Here is a 22,785-nt window from a genome sequence, read left to right on the forward strand (position 1 = left end):
ATAAGAAAATAAATCTGAAACATTAAATTTAAGGTAGTCGCTGGTCAGTATAGTCTGTTCTGGTTGGCGACTCCATTGTTAAAGAGTATAAAGACTTTAGATTTTATGAATATTAAAAATAGGAACAGTCAATTGAACTGCTCCTATTTTTCTGCTAAATATATTGTAGTTTTCTTATATGTATAATGATAGATTAGCGGATTCTCATCTACGGTACTTACTTCAAATATGAAGAAGTGATCGCGGTTATCTCTGGACTTTTCCTTATTGAGGACAAAGTAATTCTTACGTGAAGTCGCCATTGTTTTTAGGATATCATCAGTTAGGAAGGTCAATGGAATATTCATGTTAGAGTAGCGGTAGAAGTCACGTTCAAAATCTTGGTAGCTCTCGCTATAATAGTCCATTTGTAGGTGATTACGCTGAAACTCAAGCTGATTCATAGAGCACCTCCTCGACAAGTTCAATACTAATAATGTCTTTTAATTTCAAATTGATGTGACCTGTTGTAGTTTTTATCAAAATGAAATCTTTGGTCAGACTTGGTATTGTTCCAGTGTAGGAAACACGCTTGTTTTTTTCAATCACTTGAATGCGTGTGCGTAGCTGCCCGGCGTATACTTGACTGAGGAGTAATAATTTCTTCTCTAGTGATAAGTCAGACATGTACGTTACTTTGTTTGTATCATCAGAGAGTGCTGATGCATGTTCAGATAGGAAAAAGCCCATCCATTTTTGCATCTTTGTATCCTGGTACTCTCTTGCTGATTGAAATGGTAAATATGAACGGTCAATCATATCAAATCCTTTCTATGCAGAGGCAAGGGTATTTTTATCAAATTGAATCGTAAAACCTTGAATTCCCCCACCTGTGTAACATTCTTTAAAGCGATTGATTACCTCAGTATAGATTATCACAGATGAGCTTGTTGGCTTAATGCTAAATGTAAATTCCAATGGTAATCGGTTTTCAGATTTAGCATGTACTAGTCGTATCGATATTTCAGTTGTTTTGAGTTTTCTCTGACGAAGTTTTGAAGTTGCTGTTTCAACGATTCCATGTAAAAATCTTTCAAGCATTTCAATATCATTACATCCTTTGCTACGGATTTCTGAAAATTGTACTGTATTTTTTTCTTGTTTCATTTTAATCCCTCCAATCCACCCGCGGAATGACCACCGATAAGTTTACTGCGTTCAATATTTCTGGAACCTTCAGTTAGGACGGTTCCTTTTTGTATGGCTAAAAAACCAAACTGTTCTCTGACAACATCAATAGCTGTCTGAAGTCTATTATCTTTTTCAATTTGTTCTACATCATCAAAGAGTGATAGTAGAGTATAGCTTTCATCTACGAAGCCACTATAAGATACACCAATTTGTCTCACTGCACCAGAGGTGTATTTTTTCGGAATAATACAAGTACATGACTCACCATTGTTTTGGGGAGATTTGCGGGTTCAATTTTATTCTGAGCATTTATAGATTTTTTCATCTCAGTCCTAGAATAGCCAATATGAATAGAAACGACAGTAGTCAATACTAGGGCTACTGTTCCGTTCCACAGTATCATTTAAAAATCATTTTCACACCCTTTCGTCTATTAGTATAGAAGAAAGCTCTCAGCACACAATATCCACTTGTAGTTTATAATAACTATCTCCTCCTTTACACTTTAATTCAAATCTTTATTAAAAAATATTTCATCTTATTTAACAAGAAACCATATTTATATAACAACATAAAATACACTAAGTTATTTTATTGAACATATATCGTACTTTATCTATCCGACTATTTGGACGACGGGGCTGGCAAACAGGTTCACCGGTAGTAACATGGTACCCTTTTAACTCTGTTAAACAAACACTACGTCCATTTGTAAAGAAAGTTAAATCACTACGATATTCTTGAATACACCGAGCAGGGATTTCTCCACTAAGAATGACCTCATTATTTTTCAATTGAGTGTCTACGATGTTCGCACAATATTTAGGAGCATCGGTGTATGCTCGTGAAAGATATTCCTGTGGCGCATAAATTTTAAAACTAAGATATGGCTCTAACAATTCTGTTCCAGCTTTTTTTAAGACTTGTTCCAATACAATAGGAGCAAGCATCCGAAAATCTGCTGGGGTACTAACAGGGCTATAGTATAAGCCATACTTAAAACAGATTTTACAGTCCGTCACATTCCAACCATACAATCCTTGTTCACAGCCATAGCGTATCCCTTCCATAACTGCATTTTGAAATGATTGATTTAAGTATCCAAGAGAAACCGAGCTCTCATACTGCATTCCACTTCCCAACGGAAGCGGTGATACAGATAAACCAATGGAAGCCCAGAAAGGATTCGGTGGAACTTCGATGTGAATGGTATACTCTGCTTTTTTTAACGGTCTTTCCATATAAATGACTGTAGGCTCTTTTATTTCTATCTCCACATGATACTTTTCTTGCAGCAGAGCACAAGTCACTTCCATTTGTACTTTCCCTAAGAAAGAAAGTATGATTTCATGTGTCGCAGAATCCACATAATATCGCAGAAGCGGGTCACTGTCGGAGATTTCTAAAAGTGCATCAAGTAACATTTCCCTTTGTTGAGGTTTGCTCGGTTCAACAGTCGTTTGCAGCAGAGGGAGGGGATTTTCAATTCTCTCTCTCTGTGGCAATAGCTTTGTATCTCCAAGAACACTATTTAACTTCAAAAACTCATTCTGCAAAATAACAATTTCCCCGGAATAAGCCTTATCGATTTTACATAATTCACCATTTATTGAAGTATACATTTCTGTAATTTTTATTTTTTCCTTTTCCGATATTCTAACCGAATCTCGCAAATGCAGTACGCCACTATAAAGACGTATATATGCAAGACGCTGTCTTTTTTCCGAATACTCAATTTTGAAAACTTTTCCGCAAAGTTCAGACTGATCTCGATGTGTTGATGAATAAAATTTATTCGTAATCACTTCTATAAGGTTATCAATCCCTATATTGTTTTTTGCACTTCCGTGATAAACAGGGAACAGGGAACAATTATGAAATCTTATGCTTTCCTCTTGTTCGAGTTCCAATGCTTCTAATGATTTACCGGACATATATTTCTCTAAAAGGTCATCGTTTCCCTCTATTACCGTATCCCATTGTTCAGATTCGGTAAAGTTCGTCACACACATATTAGGATACAGTTCTACCTTCTGTTTGATTACAATTTCGGCAGAAAGTTTCTCTTTAATATCCTGATAAACCGTTGATAAATCAATTCCATTTTGGTCAATCTTATTGATAAAAAAGATTGTGGGAATCCCCATTTTCCTAAGTGCATGAAATAATATACGAGTTTGTGCTTGTACGCCATCTTTTGCAGAAATCAGTAGAATTGCCCCATCTAAAACTGATAATGAACGATATACTTCTGCTAAGAAATCCATATGTCCTGGCGTGTCTATGATGTTCACCTTCGTATTTTCCCACTGAAAAGAGGTTATTCCTGTCTGAATTGTAATTCCTCTCTGACGTTCTAAAAGCGTATTATCCGTCCTCGTTGTACCTTTGTCCACGCTTCCTAATTCTGTAATCGCTCCACTGTTATATAATAAGCTTTCTGTTAAGGTAGTTTTTCCCGCATCAACATGAGCTAAAACTCCAATATTAATAATTTTCATGTGATTTTCCTCCATTCAAAAGCCCAAAAGGGCATAAAAATCCCAGTGATAAATACTCTTATCACTGGGATTTTTATGCATAACCATAGGCATACAAAGCATACAGATATTCTCTGGATACTTTAGAATCACATGATAAAGGTATTCTTAAACTGGGTACAAAAAACTAAGCCCTCCTAAAAAAGGACATCCAATTATTTGTTCCCACTATCAAATTGACAGTTTATTTAAGAATACCTTGCCGCATATTTATTAACTCCTTTTAAATAGATACTTAAATAATAGCACGTAAGAGCATATTTGTCAAGGAATCTCCAATTTTTTATCAAAGAGAGTACGTGATTACAAAATAGCTGTAATAATGTACCAATATTTGTTATTCTATAATCTTCCAATTACTCCCGTTCTTTTCAAGTACCAAATCAAATTGAGATACCTGCGTTGCTTTGGTCTGCTGGTCGATATACTCCACTGTCAGCGATACCGTGACTTGATTATCCTTACGATTGTGAATAGGATTTACCAGTTCTTGAAAGATGTACTCTTTTCCGATTGGTTTTAATATCCCGTCATTCACATAGTAGGAAAGTTCACTGGCTGTCGCTGTAGGATAGAGCTTGAAGAACGTCGTTAAAAACTCATTGATTTCATTGGTTGTAATGGAATCAACCGTCCCCTCACTTTCAATGGCTTTTGGTTTATAACTTGATTTCTTAGGTATGTTGGTAATGGTCGGATTCTTAACCAGTACCATATTTCCAGAACCATCTACATAGACACTCACTATATAAGCAGAGTGGACGGTCTTTGTATTTTCTCCCTCTGTAATGAGCTGGTCTACACTGTAGGTTACATTAAACTCATTGTCGCCAGTTGGCTCTACCGTCCATATCTGAAATCCTCTTACAGAAGACGATACAGGAATATCTTTGCGTACTGTATCAACATTGAGAGCTTGAAGTTCATCTGTCAGATAGCCTTTTAGACTTTCCATTCGATTATCAATGGACTTATCGGATTGCTCCCATGAATAGTAGACTTTCGCAAAGTTCTCTACAAAATTTTCTACATGATGAGTATCAACGTATTCCTTTTCTATGATAGTTGTTTCGTGAATAGTATGAGTATCTATAGCTGTAAAGTGCTTGAATATCGCAAAGCTGAAACTAAGCCCTAAAAGTACCCACAAGGCAATCACAACCTTTTTATGAGGATTGACCTTATAGACACGAGGTTTCTTTTCCTTTGGTATCTGTTTTTCTTTATTCTGATTTTTTCTAAATTTCATCATTAAATCTTCCTTTCTCATTGTTTGATTCGTCCTGCTCCCACTAAATGCTGTTGCCAGTAGGGGCTTGTTAAGTCGGCATAACCGATTGGGTCGCCTGCATGAAACATACGGTTATTGCCAAGGTATATCCCAACATGAGTAATATAAGAGCCAGCGTTATAGGTAGAATGAAAGAAAACCAAATCGCCAGCTTGTGCTTCCGATAGTGGGATATGCTGGGTCACATCATATTGCTGTTGTGCGGTTCGTGGTAAGTTAATTCCAGCTTTTCCATACGTCCATTGTGTCAGTCCGCTACAATCAAAAGAAGTAGTCGGGGAAGCTCCACCGTAAACGTATCGCCAGCCCTCATATTTCAGTGCTTCGTCCATGATGGCTTGTACCGTATCATCATCAAACTCTGTTGTGACAAGATACTGCGTTACCAGTTGCACATAAAACATATTGCCATAGTTGTATCGCCAGCCCCCATTGATAGGTATGGCTATGGGATTGGGGTAAGACACTTTTTCGCCACCTGAATACTCTTTTGAGAAACTTTGAGCCAGTTCAAAGGTATATTTATTTCCACGATTAGCCACATACCCTAAGAAACCACCACCATAATTGTAGGACTGGATAACCGATTCTAAATCTACACTGAGCCTTTCGCTACTGGCTAATAATTCACTGAAATACTTCACACCTTGCTTAATGGATTCTTCTGTACTCAATGAATTAGGTGGAAGACCGAGGGATTCCGAGGACTGCATAACATCTTCCGCAGTACCGCCCGATTCCACCTGTATAATCGCAAGAAGTATGTTGACATATTCTTCAACGCCATATTCTTTGGCATATTTTTCTACCATAGGCTTATGAGCCAGCACTTCTGCGGAAACATTCACACCTCCATAATGAATATTGGAAATTCCGCTGTCCTGTTCATCTGAAAATAAAATGGCAACAAACAGAAGCAGTGAGAAGACCATCAAGAATAATCCAGAACCACCAATCACTAAAGTTTTCAACTTCATGGTTTCTTACCGACTTTCTTAATGGTGGCGGTTTTGATTGGTGGTCTACTTCTTGTATTTTGTAGTGGTACTCTTTGAACAGTAGACGGACGTTCTTTTGTGATTGGACGTTGTGAAGTTCTATCTGCTGTAGTGGTTGAAGTTGCTGGCTTTTGAACGGTTTTTTCTTGAACGGTATTGCCTTGGCGTTCCACTTTTGGACTTGAAAAATCGGACTTAACTGCTGGACGCTCTTGTTTGGCTTGTTGAGATTCCTTATATGAAGTCTGAATATTAGACTGTTTTGAGGTCTGTTCATCATGATATTGTTCTTGTCTTGTAGTCGGTCTTTCATGAACAGAAGAAGCAGGCTGTTTTTTCTGTTTGACCTGTTCCATTTCAGAGCGACGCTTCGCAATGGTTTTTCGCCTTTGTTCCTGCTGTTCCTTGCGTCCACTGGCTCTGTCCGCTTTGGTTTGAGAAATACTACTGGTTAAATCACGGACATTCTCTTTTACTTTGGATTTTCCTTGATATACTGCATATCTTGCATTGGTCGGCAAATCTTTAACCTGTTCTTTCAAACCACTAGCAGTGTCTACCATTCTGTCTTTGGTATCAGCTACTGTACCGATGGTTTGACCGATACGTTTTCCAAGTGTTGATTTTTCCTTTCCGTCTGGTCGGGAGTGATCTGCTTGTGTCCTTGCAGAACTCCCCGAACCCGACTGTCCTTTTTTACCTGTAACAATGGCAGACCCAGCCCCTAGAGTAGTCATGGAACGTCCAAGTTTCCGCTGTAGACGGTGCATGTGAGCGTGCATAAGCATACGAGGTTTTCTCATCACACGACTTCCCACACTTTGAGAATCGTTACTCTGTAGAGAAAACATACTCATTAAATCGCCCAGCTTGAAGTAGATTCCTGCAAAGGTCACAATCTGTAGAAAAGCAATCAAAAAGAACGGATAACCAGCCGATAAGGTATAGAGCATGGTTGAAATACTAAATGCTGTCGTAATAATCAATGTGATTCCAGCTCGTGTCAAAATGGTATTAAAGAGCTTTGTTATGGCTCGTTTTGACATACCATCAAATGATGGAATCATGCTTAAAATAAAGCTCACAGGCAGAAACATAGCATAGATGATAAAAAGTACCTGCGAGAAAATCATGATTCCTGTTAATAGGAATACAAATATGGAAATCCCAATATTGAAGACAAATAGGAAGAAGACTGTACCTAAACGGTTAATGGTCTTTGTAATGGTTAGATTGGTATTGCTTCTGTCTTCAATTTCTTCCGCAACAATTTTTTCTCTGTCTTCGCCATTGTTGGAATCTGGGCTGGTGGAGAGCAGGCTTTCCACACGGTCAATACCGATACTTTCAATGTCTGAACTGTTGTATTGAAGCAGTAGCCACGGTTGCTGAACCTGTATGGAAAACAGGCTATCTCTGATTAAGTCCACGCTGTCCTTGCCTTGACTATCGGAATGGGGCATGACAATCTTCGTGCCAAGTGATAAACTGGCATTACTGATGTCTGATGAAAAGTCATTGATTTTTTTAATGTAGTCGGGAGCGTAGGCAATAAAGGAAGCCGATAGGATAAACACCAGCACAAAATTCATAATGGCATGAATTGCCTTTGTGGTTTCTCTCTTTATCAGTCCCGTATAGGCAACATAAACCCCAAGAACCAAAATCAAGAGTAAGAGGAATCCAACATAGAAACCCTCTGTTGAAAATCCGTTTGCACTCACACCAGCTAAGGTCTGCATATTCTTACCAATGGAATCTGCTGTAGCGGAAATGAAGTCTAAGGAATAGGCTTCCTGTACTAAGTAACCTGTCGCATTGGAAACATACAAACTGATTGTCCAAATAAAATTGGTAATGGCATATAGTCCATACATGACCTGTTTTCCAATCCCGTCCGACCAGTTCCACGGAAGCCAGCCCCAGCTATTATCCACATAAAAATCCAGTTGATAGTTTTCAAGTGGGTATCGGCTGTATTCATTTGCCACATTGACCGTATCATCTACCATGCCCGCAGCTTGAACCACCGTTCCCAGCATGGCTAAAAGAAAAATGGCAATCACAAGTGTGAAAGCCACTGTCATTGCCACTTTACCTAGACGTTTCAGCGTCCAGTTTGATTTTATTCTGTTTACTATTGATGGTTTCACATTTACACCTCTTTTCGCACAGGTGGTCTGGTATCAAAGGCATGGAGCAGTTCTTCAAATACAGGGTGGAACTGTATCACACCGACACGACCATATAAATCACTGATAAGGCATTGCCCGTTTTCCAAATCACGCAATCGCTTCTGATTGTTTTCGTCCTCTGGGTCTACACCAAAAAAGGCTAAGGTCTTTTTAATCTCGTTAAGGTCAGTGGAACGAAATGCAAATTTTAAGCCGAGGTTATTTTTCAGTTTTTCATCTAAGAGGTCGTCTGTATTTTGGGTCACGAAATATACCCCAGCGTTCATAGCACGACCAGCCCGAACCAGCTTCATAGATAGTGTTTTTCCTTGTGCTACCTGTAAAAAGCTCCATGCTTCGTCTAAATCTACAATCTTGAAAATGCTTCGGTCTGTATGGATAAAGTCTAAAGCAAAGGTACTAATGACAATCAGCATAGCAACGGATAAAAGCTCCATAGTGGTATATTCCTCAAAGGAAGTTTCCTTGTCGGGAAGTACCAAGTCCGCAACCTGTATAATGTTCAGTTGTTTTTCTAAGCTGATAGACTGCTCCACATAACCATTACTGAATAATAAATGTGCAAAGTCATAGTCTGTAAAACTTTCGATATGGTCGGCTATACTGGTACTTAGTGGCGTATTCTCAACCCGTAATTCCTCAATCACTTTCATCAACCCTCGTACTTCACTATTGGTTACTGCACGAATGGCTTTTCTAAGGATTGGGAAGCGTTCCCCATCACGAGAGGAAATCCCCGTAAGGAATGTCAGAATATCAATAGCCAGTGATTCAGAATCTTTGGGATTTTTCATAATCACATAAGGGTCAAGTAAGCCTTTGTTTTTCTCATCAGAAGTCAGAGTGACGATATTGATTTCATGGGAAATCTCTGGCAAGGTTTCTTTCCATCTGCCACGTTCTGCTTTTGGGTCTACAATCACTGCTTGTGCCCCATAAAGCACCGCATAATAGACGATAAGGTTATTCGCAAAGGATTTACCACCACCCAGCGAACCAACAAAAGTCGACGCTAACGCATTGGTTACTGAACCCTTAACCCCTTGACTGGCAAGAGCAGGTTTCAGATAGACATTGCGTCCAGTATCTAAGCTGTAGCCAACATAAATCCCCTCATTTTCCCCCAGCATTTGAGTAGCACCAAAACCTAAACCAGCGAGGAAATCAGAGGTCACGTATTGAATATAATCATTCATATAACGCTTGCTGGCAGGTAAAAATTCTTCATGTAAGCCGAGCATATCCCCAAATGGTCGTACCAGTTTTACGCTTAAATCGTCATAAAAATCTTTCACTTCATTACAACGACGTTTGAGTTCGTCAAGATCATTTGCTGATACCCTTACCACATAAGACAGCTTGTACATAGATTCCTTGCTTTGGTCTAAATTGGTTTCCAGCTCATTCACACTTTCCAGAGCTTCCGCCACATTGGAGCTGGTTTCATTATCACTTTGCCAAGCGTGGTTATCCAAGTCTTTCAGTTCTTTCTTTTTATTGCGGACAGTAGATAGGGCTTTACGATTCGCTACAATTTCCACATTCATTGACGTATCAATCGGGAATGTAAATTGCTGTTGCTGGTAGTAGAAGATTTCAGAGGACGGGAAGTCCAGTTCTCCGACAATGCTGTTAATGGTAAAGTAAGCTACATAGACGGTTTCATCTTCCTGCTGGATTTTCAAATATCGCTGTTTTTCTTCCACCAAACAGCGAGTAGGCTTAATCAAGTCATAGTATTTAATCAGCGTTTCATTATCCAGCTTTTTCTTTGATAGATGGTACTCATACTCTTCATAGGCAGTGCCTGTCTGTCCGTAAAGGTGTTCAATCAGATAGCCGAAGTCGTCCTTATCTAACCTGCGGATTTTGAAACGACGAGAGATTTTATTTTCTAAGAGCTTTTCCATCTTCTGAAAACGCAGGATTTCATCATTACTCATACTAACAAAATCGCCCATCAGCTTATGGTTCACATCATAGACAAAATCAGACAAAGCATTTTTTGCTTCAACGGTAAGACTTTTCATAGAAAACTCCTGATCGTTGAGAAGCAACTTAAAGCCGATAAAGAAACGGTAGTTCACTTGATTTTCGCCAATCATGGATATTAAAGCGTCTGTCTGTTGGTCGATTTTGTCATAGGCAACCGCTTTGAGCTTGCCAGTGACTTCATTTTTGGAACGCTCTTGTGCAGAACGTATGCTGGATTCTGTACTGATTTGTAAAGCATGAATTTTGCCATCACGATTTTGTGCGATAAGCTGTCTGAAAGAATCATGCACTTGTATTTTCTGTTCTGGACTTAGAAATGAGTAATTGTAAGGAACAAGCTCATAGTAAGCATAACATTCCCCGTCTTTATTCCAGACGAGATTGTTTTCAATGTATTTAATTGGATATGCCATAAAATTCACTCCTAACTGCTGTAATGGCTTCTTGTGGCTGGTTTCTGCCAAGCGTTACTTTTTTTCCTGCATAGGTCAGCTTTGGTCGCAGTGCATAAGCAATGACAGACTTCAAAAATCCATAAGGCTTTTTACCATCAAAAGTTTTTGTAGACATAAACCATGTGAAAGCCACAGGAATCCCAAAGTATTTGAGAAATGCTCCCTCTATCATGGAAAGAGGGGGCAAGTTGCCAAGTATCATCACTGCAAAGAGTGACACGACAAACCATGTCATTTGCGTAAAGGTTATGGGAAACGGAAGTCTAAAATCATTGATAGAATACAGTACCTTTTCCACAGACCAGATACTGGTATAGCTTCGTATTTTCTTCATGTAATCAATCCTTTCATAAAAAATAGGGGTAGCTGATTGAGCCACCCCGTAAAATAGAAAATCTGCCAGTAGTAATGTACCGACAGATTTAATAGACGATTTCAAAAATCCCATGATTGGTTGAGATAAACGTTCCTGAAAGGTCTAAATCCCGACCATAGGCTTGATAATCAATATAGTTTTGAAGACTAGCTGGTACTTCGCCTAAAGCACCCGTTTCTTCAATGTAGTAGCGTGCCACGTCATACATATCATCACAATCGGAATGAATGATAATATCCTCTTGATGTTCGCTTAGTTCTTCAATGCTTGAAAAATGAGTGAGCAGAGCAGATAGCTCCGATTGTAATTCTTCGGGTAATTCCGATACCATTTCCCATAGTCGATTGAGTTCGCCAATGGAAGTGTATTCGTCAACCGTAAAGGGTAACTCGTAGTCATGAATGGCGTATTCCTCATATTCATCATTCAAGCCGATTTTCTCTTTGACTTCCTCAAAGTCAATGGGAAAGGTAAACCACGCACCGACCAATTCGCCCTCATTGTATTTGCCTAAATTCGCAATATAGACTTGCATATCGTCCATATATTCACGTCCTTTCTTTGTAGAGATTCAAAAATCCCTACCGCACTTCGTTTGGTGTACCATTCCTTTGCGGAACATAAGAAAACCACTTATATTCCACAAAAGAACGGTTTTATTTAAGCACCAATAATGCGATTGAATAGCTCTAGTAAAATGTCTTTTACTCCAGCAGCGTTGAAGACTAAGCCAACCGCAATAATCGCAATAATTAAAAAGCCAATCAGTTTGCTAAACTCACGCTTGAAGCCAAGATACAAGCCAATCACAACGATTGCTAAAAGCACCAGTGATTGAGCGTTTGATAGAAACCAGTTATAAAGGTTTTGTCCAAAATTCATAAAAATGTTCTCCTCTCTATATTCAATGAATTTGTATTTGAGTTATTTTTTTGTTGTTATCACGTCCTGTTCTTTTACTGACTGTTGCTTCAAAATCTGCTTGTGTCGGTCTGTCAGTTTCGCATGGTCGAGAATGTCTTTTACAACCTGCGTCTGGTTGATTTCATCAAGTTTAATCGCAACCTTTAAGGTCGGGGCAACTTGATGAGATAGCCAGTTCAGCGTCCTTTGGAAGGAGTAAGGCTCTGGTTTTGTGGTTAGTTTTAATCGTTCACGATTGTTCCCAATAAACCAAGCCCATTCTTCATTCAGTTTCCAATCAGAACGAGGTTTGGAATCGTCTTTATCTACAAAACGGATATACCGATTGATAATTTTAAAGGCGGTATGCTCTGGATTGTCATAGACGAGTAAATCACGGACTGCATAATAGGCACGCTCATTTTTCAATCGAATCTCAAAACGGTTTTTTACTTCTGCGTCTTCAATGGGAATATCATTTTTCTTGTACTGCTCGTAGTCCTTTTCATAGATACAGAAATAAACTTCACTTTGTAATGAACCGATATAGAGGGTGTTTCCCATACATTCCTTTTCCTCTTTGCGTACCAGTTCGCCACTGCGATAGCTTTTAAAACTGCGGAAGACGGAGATACATTCTTCCTGTTGGCACTTTTCAGTGAGTACAGGGATATTCAAAATCCCTGTCTTATCGTTAATGGCAAGGTCAAGGCGTTTCATCACACCGCCAGCCACCAAAACGTCCATAAAGAACTCATACCAGCTTCTTTGTTGTGCCAGAAGATAGCTTTCAAATTGTCTGCACCCACGACCTTTCAATTCCACCAGAACTCCTTTGTCCAGTTCATGGGAGCAAAGGACGAATATGTCGCCTAAAGCATAATGCTCTGAATAAGAATAGAAACCATAGTCCTCATGAAGAAAATAGGACAGTTTCAGTTGTAAGATGTTTTTGACCACCTGCTGTACGTCTGTTGTCGGAAAGCGAATCCTTACATAATCAAACAGCATTTCAAGGGGAGCGTCGGGATTGAAGCGTTCCAGAGCTTCCCAAAGGGACTGCTGTAAATCCTCTGATGGCTTGACTTTTCCTGTTTCAATATCGCTTAGATACTGCCTTGTAATACCAGTCGCAACAGCTAAACGGTTTTGAGATAGTCCATAAGCCAAGCGTTTTTCTTTTAAATGCTGTAACCAAGTTTGTTCATTCAGTAAAAATCCCTCCAATCAAAAAGGCGTATGTCAACTTTTAAAGCCCATTTGACATACGCTGAAATTTTGTAAATCCCTTGTAACCAAAGGATTTTCTAATGTTTTTTTGACTGTTTCCTGTCGATTTGTACCCCCCTGTTAGAAATAGTGGGAAAAATTCAAAAAAAGCCCTTTAAAATAAGGCTTTTTAGATACTTTTCTATTTTTTGGTAGCTCTTTTGGTAGCTAAGTAGACTTAATCAATAAAATCATTTGATATGAGATTGAGTTTATCAGTTAGTTCGGTATCTGCGTTGGGGTATAAATGACTATAAATGCTAAGTGTTGTTTTGACATCAGAATGGCCTAATCGTCTTTGGATATATAGGGCATTTACATTATATTCATTAATAAGCAAAGATGCGTGGGAGTGTCTCAAACCTTTTGGTTGAATGTATTTAACACCAGCACGTTTAGAGTATTTTAAAATTTGGTCTCTAATACTACGTTTACGATATGGAACTCCGTCGGGCGACAGAATGAATGGTATTTTATCGACTTTTTCTTGTCTTTCTTTCCACTCCTTAAGAACCTTTAAAGTATTATCATCGAGTCCAATAGTACGCCGAGAGCTTTCAGTTTTTAGCTTGTTACGGCGCTCCCAGTTTTCACGATTTATATACTGTAAGTTGTGATTGATTGCTAGTGTTTTCTTTTCAAAGTCCACATCTTCCCAATAAAGAGCAGTCGCCTCATTTACACGCATTCCCGTAAAATAATAAAGCCAAAGGAGTGTATAAATAAAATGCTCAAAATAACTCTCTTTATCAAGGGATTGTATTACTTTTTGAAATTCATCTTTTGTCCAAAAGTCGATATGTTTTTTTGTTATTGGAATAGGACTGATATTACTTGTAGGTATTTCATGGAAAATTAACCCATACTTTTTTGCGGTTTTCAAAACTTGATTAAGTAATGCCATTTTGTTTCTTGCGTATGAATTTGAATATTTTTCTAATAAACTATTTCTATAATTTATTACATCATAAGTTGTAATTTCTCTAGGTTTTTTCTTACCAAAATATTGAATAAATTCATCAAATATAATTTGACGTCTTCGTTCGAGGTCTGGACTTGTAGTAGCATAATAGTTTGGTATAAATACTTCGTCCATAAATTGTTTAAACGTCCACTGAGTGTGCTTAATTCCACCTTTTTGATGCACTTTATTTAAAGCCCTTGTTCGTGCCTCAAAGGCTTCTTTTGCGGTTTCAAAACCACGTCTGCGTTCTTGATATGGTTTACCAGTAGCTAGGTCAACTCCAGCTTTAAAATAATAAGTATATTTCCCAGTTTTATCGTCTCTAGTAACACCAGTATATCTAGTTTTTGACATGTAGTTCCTCCAATCCAAGAATTTCTGATACAACTGATACGGGAACGGTTCCGAGCCCTTTATTGTTATAGAAATCGAAACCACGTTCAACCATAATGTGTTTTGCTTGTCGTAAAATATTATAAGCAGTCCATTTTGAGAACCCTAAGTCCATAATATCTTGTACTGTCATAGTGAGTTTATCGTTCATAAAATATCTTCTCCTTTACTAGTAAGTTCAATGAATTCGCCTATTAATTGTTTTAATTCATTGTTTAATCGTGGTGTTTGTTTTTTAAGTGCATCTTGAAGCTCTAAAGAAAATGAGTTACTATCAAATGCTTTTAGGTGTTTTCTAAGCCTAGTTTTTTTGACTCTTATAGTGTTAGGTTTTAGATAGGGAAATAATTCGGGTAAAAGAGCTGGTGCATGGAGAAAGATATAAGCAAATGCCTTGCTATCATCTGGAACACTTGAAAGACTAAAAAAACTAAAATTCTCTAATCGTTTAGAAATCTCTGAAATGGTTTCTGCGTTTATAGCCTTTGTTCTAAGTTGAAACTCCAACCGCCACCAAAAAGGTTTACTCTCGATATTCAATTTATCGGCTCTTTTATGACTTAATACCTCTATGTTCTTATCGTATAAACGTACTTGAACATTACTACCACTAGCACCCCAGTATTTACTTTCTATGTTTCCTCCTCTACCATAGAATATTTTATGACTAACTCCACCTTTGATATGTTGTAAAAAGACTATTTCTGGTCTGTTAAAGATATCAAAAGCAAGGTCTAAACGTGATAGTCTAACATCTAATCCATTTAATCGAGCATAATTCATAATCTGTCTCCATACTTGAAGACCTCCAAATTCTTTAAGCGAGTTTGGGTTAAAGTCTAAACGTATGACTTGATAACCACCATAGGTTGATAATTGGAAGAAAATTAGATTAATACTATCCTCATTTATCATTTTATAAAGTGTAAAATAATCTTCTCTTAGATTTGCTTGAATGCTAAATTCTTGAATAATAGAATCGATAGAATTTCTTAATTCCCAAAATATACGTCTTAGTGAACAGTTTTCTCTATCAAGGATTACTGTTAGTCGGTCAATACTGATATAAATAGATTTTTCTAGTTCTGATAAATCTACTCGACTTTGATATTCTCGTAGTGCTTGAAGGTTATTTTTCATCTGTAACGCCTCCTTTCTATAATTGCTAAATGCGTAGGTCAATGTTACTATTGAGTTTTGCTGACGACACGTTACTTAGGACGTTGCCTTAAGTGTATCTGTTTGCTGGCTGTTAGAAACGCCAGCTTTTTCTTAGAGATTGAGAGAACTGCGTGCTTCGGGCGCATTGCCTTCGGCTTGCGCCCTTGCTCTTGTCTCACAATCTCCAAACTAGGCGAATGGTAGAAGTAAGTATTGCCAATTTCTCTGACATTTACTGTATAGAAGCCATAATATCCTTAGACTAGCCATATTTCGCTTCTTATGGACTTTTTATTACAATTTTGGTATAATCAAATTGGTTTTAAACGAAAGCCTCAGAATGCTTTGCAGAGCTTTCTGGAGTGTTTTTTCATATTCATAAGCGGACTGGTATTACCTACAATGTATATCTTTTAGTTATATAACCAAAATGGTTATATAACTATGATACAACCGTTTTGGTTATAGGTCAATAGAAAAGCGAAAGGAATTTTAAAATGTTGAAAGATAATATAAAAAAAGCCCGTCTTAAAGTGGGACTTACTCAATCAGAAGTTGCTGAAAAGTTAGGTGTAGCTCAAGCCCAATATGCTAGGTGGGAAAATGGAGGGAGAAATCCGAAAGATGAAACAGTAGAAAAATTAGCTGAAATCTTTGGTACGTCTTTTGAGATTTTAAAAGGACGTGATGACGGACTAGAAGAAATTGTTAGTTTATTGAGAGAATATGAATTGACAGAAGCAGATAAAAACAAAATTATTAAAACTTTAAAGGATTTATTACATAAATAAATCAAAATAATGTGGTAGTTGGAGAGCACAAAGTGAATAATATCCGGGAGCAAAAAAAGCAAGCTAAAGGATTTATTAAACGCTGGGAAAACCGTGGCAATGAAAGACAAGACAGTCAGTCATTTTGGCTTGATTTGCTCCAATCTGTTTATTGAATTGATAAATGAGAAGATTAAAGCGTTGTAGGAAAATAGATATTTTATGAGGAGGCGAGGCAACTTGAAAGAATATATTGTAAGTTTGGAAAAAGAAATACTCAAATCTGAATTTGAGGGGGTGTTTTTATGTCAACAATTAAAATTGAAAACCTAACTTTTTCATATTATGGCTATGTCAAACCTGTATTTGAAAATGTATCATTTTCATTTGATACGAACTGGAAAACAGGGCTGATAGGAAGAAATGGAATTGGAAAATCAACACTATTTAAGCTACTGCTAAACCAAGAAGTTTATACGGGGAAAATCAGCAAAAGTGTTGACTTTATTAAATTTCCACCTGATTTAAGTGATACTTCAAAATTGGTAATTGAGTTATATAAAGAACTGATTTCAGATGAGGAAGAATGGAAATTATTTAGAGAACTTAATTTGCTAAATGTAGATGAGAGTCTTGTTTACAGAAAGTTTGAAACACTTTCCAAAGGAGAACAAACAAAAATCCTCTTAGCTATTTTGTTTACAAGAGAAGATGGTTTTTTACTTATAGATGAACCAACAAACCATTTAGATATGGACGGAAGAAAAATTGTCAGTGAATATCTGAAAAATAAAAAAGGTTTTTTGCTTATATCTCATGATAGAGATTTCTTAGATGGTTGTATCAATCATGTTGTTTCTATTAACAGGAATTCTATTGATGTCCAATCAGGAAATTTTACATCGTGGTATGAAAATAAATTGATGAAAGACCAATTTGAAATTAGTCAGAATGAGAAATTAAGAAAAGATATTAAACGATTAAAAGAAGCTGCAAGACAAAGTCAAATCTGGTCTGATAAAGTTGAAAATACAAAAAACGGTGTGAAAGTTTCAGGCGTAAAACCAGATAAGGGACATATAGGTCATCAGTCAGCTAAGATGATGAAAAAATCTAAGAATTTGCAGAATAGACAAAATAAGGCAATAGAAGAAAAACAAAATTTACTAAAAGATATTGAAACGAAGGAAAGTCTATTGTTGCGTCCCTTACATCACCATAAAAATCCGCTAATATCGGTTAACAATTTATCATCATACTATGGAGAAAGACAGATATTAAGCAATGTAAGTTTTGATATAAAGCAAGGTGATATAGTGGCTATAAATGGGGGGAATGGTAGCGGGAAATCAACCTTGATTAAAATTTTATTAGGTCTAAATCACGAGTATTCAGGTGATGTAAAATTAGCAAGTAATTTAAAAATATCATATGTTCCTCAAGATACATCCAATTTAACAGGTAGCCTAAACGAGTATATTCATAAGCAAGGTGTTGATGAAACATTGTGCAAAACAATTCTTAGAAAATTAGATTTTGCAAGAGAATTATTTGAAATAGATATGAAGAACTATAGCGATGGACAAAAAAAGAAAGTTTTAATTGCTGTAAGTTTGTCAAAGTCAGCTCATATATTTATTTGGGACGAACCACTGAATTATTTAGATGTAATATCAAGAATACAGATTGAGGAAATTATAAAAGAAGCAAATCCTACACTCATATTTGTGGAACACGATAAGAGGTTTGTAGAAGATATAGCGAATAAAATAATACGATTATAAACTAAATAATATCTTTTAGTTTGTCGAGGTAAACCTTTTTAACAATAACCTTATGCTATTGTTAAAAAGATTGAAACTCAGTAATAATGTATATTACTAAAAATCATATTAAAAATAATTCAAATTTATTGGTAGCCTTTTGGTAGCTAAACAGACAAAAGTTAATATCTTCATAAAAAAATACAGTTAGAGAATGTTGATTTATCAGCATTCTTTTTTATTTCAAATAGTTTCTCGGAATTAGATACGGGGGGTTAAGTGCTGGCGTGGCTATTGCCACACCAGCCAGCAAGATCAGTCCACACCTGCGACTTCCGCTTCGCACGTCGCCTGCGTGGACTGTCTGCTGTTGGATAACTTTTTAATTTCCTCCAAGAAATCATATCCTTTTGGTACAAGGGGAGTATAAAACTCTGATATGACACTTGTTCCTACATCAACATAGCCACGACCTTTGATTCGCTTTAAGAAGAAATCCTTTTGTACGTCACTGCCAAACATCATGCCATAGCCCATTTCAGACATACGACCTAAAGCCACTCTGAAATTAAACTGATCACGGATTCCGTCGCCTAAATATTTTGCGTCTGGACGTTGACAAGCCAGTATTAGAAAGAAGCCAGCTTGACGACCTAACATGACAATCTGTTTCAGCTTATTCATAACTGCGGTGTTTTCTTTTGTTCCCAGCATTTCCATGAAAGCGACGTATTCATCAAAGATTAAGAAGTGTGCCGGGAGACCTAAGTAAGCATAATTTTTGCCAGTCTTATAGTTCTTCATCTGCTTCATTTCCTCACTACGTTTCATCATTTCTTCATAGAATGTTTCAATGCAAGAAAGCAAGTCTTCTTTTCTATAGTAGACATTTGCCATCACAGAACCTAAGTCCGCAAGGTCAGCATTTTTCGGGTCAAGAATATACAGTTTTGAATCTGTATGAAGCAAGGCTTCAATCAGTGTCAGTATAAAGTAAGTTTTACCGCCACCTGTACCACCAGCAATCAACATATGAGGGAGCTTATCATATTCCCACCATACGTTTTTCATTAAGCGAAGTTTACCATCTTTAGCTTCTACTTCATCAATAGAAATACGACTGGCTATGGTGTCATAGAGCAAAGTATATTCCACATAGGAATCCTTTAACTCTTTATCCGTCAGCTCACAGTACAAGCCACTCTCTAATTTCTTTTCCAAGTGTAAGAGTTGGTCTTGATATTTTCCCAGCGTGATTTCCACCCGTATCTGTATCAAGCCATTTTTAAGTCGATAATACATTTTAGGGAAGTAGGTTATCTTTTTTGTACGACCAGCACTATCTTTAAAGAAACCCTCTGTTTTGACCTGTTCAGATTCATACCACTTGTTTTCAAGTATCATCTTTGCCAGTTTTTGACGGTGGTAAAGTTGTTTAACCGTATCATAGCGAACCCGTTTGAATACAAACGCTACCAGCAAGCAGATAAGAATTGCGACACTGAAACTGATAATTAAATAGGGAATGTCAATCTTATCTGCTTGTGATAGGTTAAAATCCTGCCAGTTGATCTGCTGGATTGTCTTCACATGAAACAGTCCGACAACCAGCAGGAAAACAGGCAGGAGTGACGCTATCGTAAAATGAAAGACTAAATCTTTACCAGATGGGCGAATCCTTTTACCACGCTGTTTCATGCGAAAAAGTCTCCTTTCTACCTAGCGACTATTTGTCTTGTGTCGGTTCTTTCTTTGCTTGTGGTTGAGCTTTGAATGAACTAGAATCCTTTGTCAGCACAATATCGTCTGCCTTGATATACCAGTCAACATCTGCTCCTTGATAGGTGGCAGTAGCAACGGTGTCCGCAATGGGATTGATAAGTTCCACCCGTGCGTTATAATCAAACTCTTTCAAAGGCACGCTGGCAGGAATACTTACTTGAATCATGCGTCCTTGTCCTTTGGATTTTAAGTCATAGGTACGTTCCTTGATTTCATCTGAAACCGACCCGTCTTCATTTTGGATTCTCACTTCACGACGTAGAGCAGAGAATTTCAATTCTCCAAAAGTCGTGTCTTTATCTAATACAATGCCATTTGCTAATCTCATCATTTTTCCTCTCTTTCTTTATTCTTTTATCATGTCGTCAGCATGTAAAAGGTAATTTGTAAAACCACGAGTGCCGATTTTGTAGCCCTCTGCGGTAATACGTGGATTGACTAACTTCACACGTTCCTCAAAGCCGAAATGTTTTTCGCCAGCTTCAGCAGGAAGCACCACCACAATATCATCTGCTCTTTGAACATCAGAATAGAGATTATAGCTTCTTGATAAGACAGTTAGCCGTCCGTTGATTCTTCGCTGAACGACTTTATCCTCGCCAGCAAATTCTAAATTGCCGAATGTTTTTTCCATGTTGGGAATCACAAATTTAAGTTCCATATTTTTACCTATCCTTTCTTTTTTATTGGCTGAATGAATGTTTGATGGTCTTAAAGAGTGGGGAACGACCTTTTGATTCTTGATTTTTTGTTTTCATAAGTTCACTTCCTTTCAAAATCGGGTAAAAAAATAGACACCTCATTTTTTGAAGTGTCTACCTATTAAATATTCAAATTTTATTGGAAGTATCTTTATATCTTCACTTTTCAAGGATAAATCGTCGTATCAAAGCTCATTCATAAGTAGTAAATTAGTAGTAAATTGAGTGGTTTTGACCTTGATAAAGTGTGATAAGTCCAGTTTTTATGCGGATAACTAGATTTTTATGCTATTTTTGATTGAAAAATAGTGTAAAAAGCGCTACAATGGTAGATGGAAAATCTTGTGAAAAGCACAAGCGATACATATATACCGGAGGAAATCATGTCTTTTTCTGATTTAAAGCTGTTTGCCCTTTCTTCTAATCAAGAATTGGCAAAACGTGTGGCGCAGGAGATTGGGATAGAGTTGGGGAAATCAAGTGTTCGCCAATTTTCAGATGGAGAGATTCAGGTCAACATCGAAGAATCAATCCGTGGGAAACACGTCTTTATCCTACAATCAACTAGCTCGCCTGTAAATGACAATCTGCTTGAAATTTTGATTATGGTGGATGCTTTGAAGCGTGCCAGTGCAGAATCTGTCAATGTTGTCATGCCTTACTATGGGTATGCACGTCAGGATAGAAAGGCGAGAGCGCGTGAGCCAATCACTTCAAAACTTGTCGCAAATATGCTTGAAGTAGCTGGAGTGGATCGTTTATTGACCATCGACTTGCATGCTGCGCAGATTCAAGGGTTCTTTGATATTCCTGTGGATCATTTGATGGGAGCTCCTCTGATTGCGGATTATTTTGAGCGTCGTGGCATGGTTGGTTCTGACTATGTGGTTGTCAGCCCAGACCATGGAGGAGTGACTCGTGCCCGTAAGTTGGCAGAATTTTTGAAAACATCTATTGCTATTATTGATAAACGTCGTAGCGTTGATAAGATGAATACTAGTGAAGTCATGAACATCATCGGTAAGGTTGAAGGCAAGACTTGTATCTTGATTGATGATATGATTGATACTGCTGGAACGATTTGTCATGCGGCAGATGCTCTTGCGGAAGCTGGTGCTGTTGAAGTCTATGCAAGCTGTACGCACCCAGTTCTTTCTGGTCCTGCCATGGACAATATCCAAAAATCAGCTATTAAGAAATTGGTTGTTTTGGATACAATCTACTTGCCAGAAGAGCGTTTGATCGATAAGATTGAGCAAATTTCAATCGCTCATCTCCTAGGGGATGCTATTGTACGTATCCATGAAAAACGCCCACTTTCTCCACTTTTCAGTATTGAGAAAAAGATTTAAGTTTTCGCTTAGAATAAAACATACTCCTAGCAGAAGTGAACTGCTAGGAGCTTTTTTGTAGCCAAAATCTGCAAGCCTTTTCAAAATATGCTATACTGATGAAAAAGGAGGATTTCTATGAGTCAAGAATTTATCAATCCAAGTGATGGTGTGATTCGTCAGTATCTCGCAACGAGTAAAACCCTTGCTGTAGTGGGGTTATCAGACCGTGAAGAAACAACTAGCAATCGAGTGACCAAGGAAATGCAGGCTCGGGGTTATAAAATCATCCCAGTCAATCCCAAGGCGGCAGGTGGTGAAATTTTGGGTGAAAAGGCTTATGCTAGCCTAGCAGAGATTCCTTTTCCTGTAGATATTGTTAATGTTTACCGGCGCAGTGAGTTTTTGCCAGATGTGGCGCGTGATTTTCTCAAGGCTGATGCCAAGATTTTTTGGGCACAGCTAGGACTTGAAAATCTAGAGGCGGAAGAAATCTTGCGTGCTGGTGGATGCGATGACATCGTGATGAATCGTTGCATCAAGAGAGAACATACACGCTTGATTGAGGAAGTATAAGAAAAAGGTAGCTGGTGGGCTACCTTTTGTGTTATACTCAATGAAAATCAAAGAGCAAACTAGGAAACTAGCTGCAGGTTGCTCAAAAAACTGTTTTGAGGTTGCAGATAGAACTGACGAAGTCAGCTCAAAATACTGTTTTGAGGTTGCAG

The 22,785-nt window shown here is 37.7% G+C and carries 23 protein-coding genes and 3 pseudogenes; 5 read left to right on the forward strand and 21 right to left on the reverse strand.

Features of this window, described 5'->3' with window-relative positions:
* Positions 1-143: 143 nt before the first annotated feature.
* The 18 genes and pseudogenes from ADH52_RS07195 to ADH52_RS07275 form a co-directional block, all read right to left on the reverse strand.
* The gene (locus tag ADH52_RS07195; RefSeq protein WP_001072467.1) at positions 144-443 is read right to left on the reverse strand and encodes a DUF5960 family protein; all 300 of its coding nucleotides are present in this window, start codon (positions 441-443) and stop codon (positions 144-146) included.
* On the reverse strand, positions 430-798 hold the full coding sequence (locus tag ADH52_RS07200; protein ID WP_000567222.1) for a hypothetical protein: 369 nt from the start codon (positions 796-798) through the stop codon (positions 430-432). Before ADH52_RS07200 ends, ADH52_RS07195 begins: the two co-directional genes overlap by 14 nt.
* 12 nt (positions 799-810) lie before the next feature.
* The gene (locus ADH52_RS07205) at positions 811-1,146 is read right to left on the reverse strand and encodes a hypothetical protein (RefSeq protein WP_000806926.1); all 336 of its coding nucleotides are present in this window, start codon (positions 1,144-1,146) and stop codon (positions 811-813) included.
* Positions 1,143-1,388, reverse strand: coding sequence for a hypothetical protein (locus ADH52_RS07210; RefSeq protein WP_001813542.1), 246 nt, complete (start codon positions 1,386-1,388; stop codon positions 1,143-1,145). Before ADH52_RS07210 ends, ADH52_RS07205 begins: the two co-directional genes overlap by 4 nt.
* Before the next feature lie 363 nt (positions 1,389-1,751).
* On the reverse strand, positions 1,752-3,671 hold the full coding sequence (gene tet(M) / locus ADH52_RS07220; protein WP_049510748.1) for a tetracycline resistance ribosomal protection protein Tet(M): 1,920 nt from the start codon (positions 3,669-3,671) through the stop codon (positions 1,752-1,754).
* A 15-nt stretch (positions 3,672-3,686) separates the two neighbouring features.
* Positions 3,687-3,734, reverse strand: a pseudogene (locus tag ADH52_RS11865) (hypothetical protein); the annotation flags it as partial.
* 313 nt (positions 3,735-4,047) lie between these two features.
* Positions 4,048-4,980: a conjugal transfer protein gene (locus tag ADH52_RS07225; protein WP_001224318.1), complete on the reverse strand. Its 933-nt coding sequence runs from the start codon at positions 4,978-4,980 to the stop codon at positions 4,048-4,050.
* Complete coding sequence (locus ADH52_RS07230) at positions 4,977-5,978, reverse strand: lysozyme family protein (RefSeq protein ID WP_000769868.1); 1,002 nt, start codon at positions 5,976-5,978, stop codon at positions 4,977-4,979. Before ADH52_RS07230 ends, ADH52_RS07225 begins: the two co-directional genes overlap by 4 nt.
* Positions 5,975-8,152 (reverse strand): CD3337/EF1877 family mobilome membrane protein, encoded by a 2,178-nt coding sequence (locus ADH52_RS07235; RefSeq protein ID WP_049510749.1) that lies wholly within the window; start codon positions 8,150-8,152, stop codon positions 5,975-5,977. The genes ADH52_RS07230 and ADH52_RS07235 overlap by 4 nt, the downstream gene beginning before the upstream one ends.
* Before the next feature lie 2 nt (positions 8,153-8,154).
* The gene (locus tag ADH52_RS07240; protein ID WP_049510750.1) at positions 8,155-10,602 is read right to left on the reverse strand and encodes an ATP-binding protein; all 2,448 of its coding nucleotides are present in this window, start codon (positions 10,600-10,602) and stop codon (positions 8,155-8,157) included.
* Entirely contained in the window at positions 10,586-10,978 is a 393-nt protein-coding gene (locus tag ADH52_RS07245; protein ID WP_000723888.1) for a conjugal transfer protein, read from the reverse strand. The genes ADH52_RS07240 and ADH52_RS07245 overlap by 17 nt, the downstream gene beginning before the upstream one ends.
* Before the next feature lie 88 nt (positions 10,979-11,066).
* Positions 11,067-11,564 carry an antirestriction protein ArdA gene (locus ADH52_RS07250; protein ID WP_000342539.1) on the reverse strand — a complete coding sequence of 166 codons (498 nt, stop codon included), beginning with the start codon at positions 11,562-11,564 and terminating at the stop codon, positions 11,067-11,069.
* Positions 11,565-11,680: 116 nt separating this feature from the next.
* A complete protein-coding gene (locus ADH52_RS07255; protein ID WP_001009056.1) occupies positions 11,681-11,902 on the reverse strand; it encodes a hypothetical protein in 222 nt (73 codons plus the stop codon).
* Between the two features lie 42 nt (positions 11,903-11,944).
* Positions 11,945-13,150, reverse strand: coding sequence for a MobT family relaxase (gene mobT / locus ADH52_RS07260; protein ID WP_049510751.1), 1,206 nt, complete (start codon positions 13,148-13,150; stop codon positions 11,945-11,947).
* 22 nt (positions 13,151-13,172) lie between these two features.
* A pseudogene (locus ADH52_RS11045) lies at positions 13,173-13,286 on the reverse strand (conjugal transfer protein); the annotation flags it as partial.
* Positions 13,287-13,370: 84 nt separating this feature from the next.
* Complete coding sequence (locus ADH52_RS07265) at positions 13,371-14,510, reverse strand: tyrosine-type recombinase/integrase (RefSeq protein WP_017771662.1); 1,140 nt, start codon at positions 14,508-14,510, stop codon at positions 13,371-13,373.
* Positions 14,497-14,700: a DUF3173 domain-containing protein gene (locus tag ADH52_RS07270; protein ID WP_017771663.1), complete on the reverse strand. Its 204-nt coding sequence runs from the start codon at positions 14,698-14,700 to the stop codon at positions 14,497-14,499. Before ADH52_RS07270 ends, ADH52_RS07265 begins: the two co-directional genes overlap by 14 nt.
* Positions 14,697-15,689 carry a replication initiation protein gene (locus tag ADH52_RS07275; protein ID WP_017771664.1) on the reverse strand — a complete coding sequence of 331 codons (993 nt, stop codon included), beginning with the start codon at positions 15,687-15,689 and terminating at the stop codon, positions 14,697-14,699. Before ADH52_RS07275 ends, ADH52_RS07270 begins: the two co-directional genes overlap by 4 nt.
* A gap of 518 nt (positions 15,690-16,207) precedes the next feature.
* Here ADH52_RS07275 and ADH52_RS07280 point away from each other — a divergent pair.
* The 3 genes and pseudogenes from ADH52_RS07280 (at position 16,208) to lsa(C) (ending at position 18,264) form a co-directional block, all read left to right on the forward strand.
* Positions 16,208-16,501 (forward strand): helix-turn-helix transcriptional regulator, encoded by a 294-nt coding sequence (locus tag ADH52_RS07280; RefSeq protein WP_017771665.1) that lies wholly within the window; start codon positions 16,208-16,210, stop codon positions 16,499-16,501.
* A gap of 32 nt (positions 16,502-16,533) precedes the next feature.
* Positions 16,534-16,653, forward strand: a pseudogene (locus tag ADH52_RS11770) (methylase); the annotation flags it as partial.
* A 132-nt stretch (positions 16,654-16,785) separates the two neighbouring features.
* Positions 16,786-18,264 carry an ABC-F type ribosomal protection protein Lsa(C) gene (gene lsa(C), locus ADH52_RS07290; protein ID WP_049510752.1) on the forward strand — a complete coding sequence of 493 codons (1,479 nt, stop codon included), beginning with the start codon at positions 16,786-16,788 and terminating at the stop codon, positions 18,262-18,264.
* A gap of 294 nt (positions 18,265-18,558) precedes the next feature.
* Here lsa(C) and ADH52_RS07295 read toward each other — a convergent pair whose 3' ends face one another.
* The 3 genes from ADH52_RS07295 to ADH52_RS07305 are packed head-to-tail and all read right to left on the reverse strand — an operon-like array spanning position 18,559 to position 20,686.
* Positions 18,559-19,941 (reverse strand): FtsK/SpoIIIE domain-containing protein, encoded by a 1,383-nt coding sequence (locus tag ADH52_RS07295; protein ID WP_016398735.1) that lies wholly within the window; start codon positions 19,939-19,941, stop codon positions 18,559-18,561.
* Positions 19,942-19,969: 28 nt separating this feature from the next.
* The gene (locus ADH52_RS07300) at positions 19,970-20,356 is read right to left on the reverse strand and encodes a YdcP family protein (protein WP_000985015.1); all 387 of its coding nucleotides are present in this window, start codon (positions 20,354-20,356) and stop codon (positions 19,970-19,972) included.
* 15 nt (positions 20,357-20,371) lie between these two features.
* Complete coding sequence (locus ADH52_RS07305) at positions 20,372-20,686, reverse strand: YdcP family protein (RefSeq protein ID WP_000420682.1); 315 nt, start codon at positions 20,684-20,686, stop codon at positions 20,372-20,374.
* 423 nt (positions 20,687-21,109) lie between these two features.
* Between ADH52_RS07305 and ADH52_RS07310 the strand changes: the two genes are divergently transcribed.
* Both ADH52_RS07310 and ADH52_RS07315 read left to right on the forward strand, forming a co-directional pair.
* Positions 21,110-22,078, forward strand: coding sequence for a ribose-phosphate diphosphokinase (locus tag ADH52_RS07310; protein WP_033682853.1), 969 nt, complete (start codon positions 21,110-21,112; stop codon positions 22,076-22,078).
* 117 nt (positions 22,079-22,195) lie between these two features.
* Entirely contained in the window at positions 22,196-22,633 is a 438-nt protein-coding gene (locus ADH52_RS07315; protein WP_049510753.1) for a CoA-binding protein, read from the forward strand.
* The last annotated feature ends 152 nt before the right edge of the window (positions 22,634-22,785 follow it).

It is taken from the genome of Streptococcus pseudopneumoniae (genome assembly GCF_001072665.1).
GTDB lineage: Bacteria > Bacillota > Bacilli > Lactobacillales > Streptococcaceae > Streptococcus > Streptococcus pseudopneumoniae_S.

What these genes read in the sequence shown, in the direction of transcription:
- ADH52_RS07270 (WP_017771663.1), bottom strand. Translation starts at nt 14,700, where the DNA reads ATGAACGATAAACTCACTATGACAGTACAAGATATTATGGACTTAGGG.
- ADH52_RS07280 (WP_017771665.1), top strand. Translation starts at nt 16,208, where the DNA reads ATGTTGAAAGATAATATAAAAAAAGCCCGTCTTAAAGTGGGACTTACT.
- ADH52_RS07300 (WP_000985015.1), bottom strand. Translation starts at nt 20,356, where the DNA reads ATGATGAGATTAGCAAATGGCATTGTATTAGATAAAGACACGACTTTT.
- ADH52_RS07245 (WP_000723888.1), bottom strand. Translation starts at nt 10,978, where the DNA reads ATGAAGAAAATACGAAGCTATACCAGTATCTGGTCTGTGGAAAAGGTA.
- ADH52_RS07265 (WP_017771662.1), bottom strand. Translation starts at nt 14,510, where the DNA reads ATGTCAAAAACTAGATATACTGGTGTTACTAGAGACGATAAAACTGGG.
- ADH52_RS07200 (WP_000567222.1), bottom strand. Translation starts at nt 798, where the DNA reads ATGATTGACCGTTCATATTTACCATTTCAATCAGCAAGAGAGTACCAG.
- ADH52_RS07195 (WP_001072467.1), bottom strand. Translation starts at nt 443, where the DNA reads ATGAATCAGCTTGAGTTTCAGCGTAATCACCTACAAATGGACTATTAT.
- ADH52_RS07225 (WP_001224318.1), bottom strand. Translation starts at nt 4,980, where the DNA reads ATGAGAAAGGAAGATTTAATGATGAAATTTAGAAAAAATCAGAATAAA.
- ADH52_RS07275 (WP_017771664.1), bottom strand. Translation starts at nt 15,689, where the DNA reads ATGAAAAATAACCTTCAAGCACTACGAGAATATCAAAGTCGAGTAGAT.
- ADH52_RS07310 (WP_033682853.1), top strand. Translation starts at nt 21,110, where the DNA reads ATGTCTTTTTCTGATTTAAAGCTGTTTGCCCTTTCTTCTAATCAAGAA.
- ADH52_RS07250 (WP_000342539.1), bottom strand. Translation starts at nt 11,564, where the DNA reads ATGGACGATATGCAAGTCTATATTGCGAATTTAGGCAAATACAATGAG.
- ADH52_RS07230 (WP_000769868.1), bottom strand. Translation starts at nt 5,978, where the DNA reads ATGAAGTTGAAAACTTTAGTGATTGGTGGTTCTGGATTATTCTTGATG.
- ADH52_RS07305 (WP_000420682.1), bottom strand. Translation starts at nt 20,686, where the DNA reads ATGGAACTTAAATTTGTGATTCCCAACATGGAAAAAACATTCGGCAAT.
- ADH52_RS07295 (WP_016398735.1), bottom strand. Translation starts at nt 19,941, where the DNA reads ATGAAACAGCGTGGTAAAAGGATTCGCCCATCTGGTAAAGATTTAGTC.
- ADH52_RS07205 (WP_000806926.1), bottom strand. Translation starts at nt 1,146, where the DNA reads ATGAAACAAGAAAAAAATACAGTACAATTTTCAGAAATCCGTAGCAAA.
- ADH52_RS07255 (WP_001009056.1), bottom strand. Translation starts at nt 11,902, where the DNA reads ATGAATTTTGGACAAAACCTTTATAACTGGTTTCTATCAAACGCTCAA.
- ADH52_RS07240 (WP_049510750.1), bottom strand. Translation starts at nt 10,602, where the DNA reads ATGGCATATCCAATTAAATACATTGAAAACAATCTCGTCTGGAATAAA.
- ADH52_RS07315 (WP_049510753.1), top strand. Translation starts at nt 22,196, where the DNA reads ATGAGTCAAGAATTTATCAATCCAAGTGATGGTGTGATTCGTCAGTAT.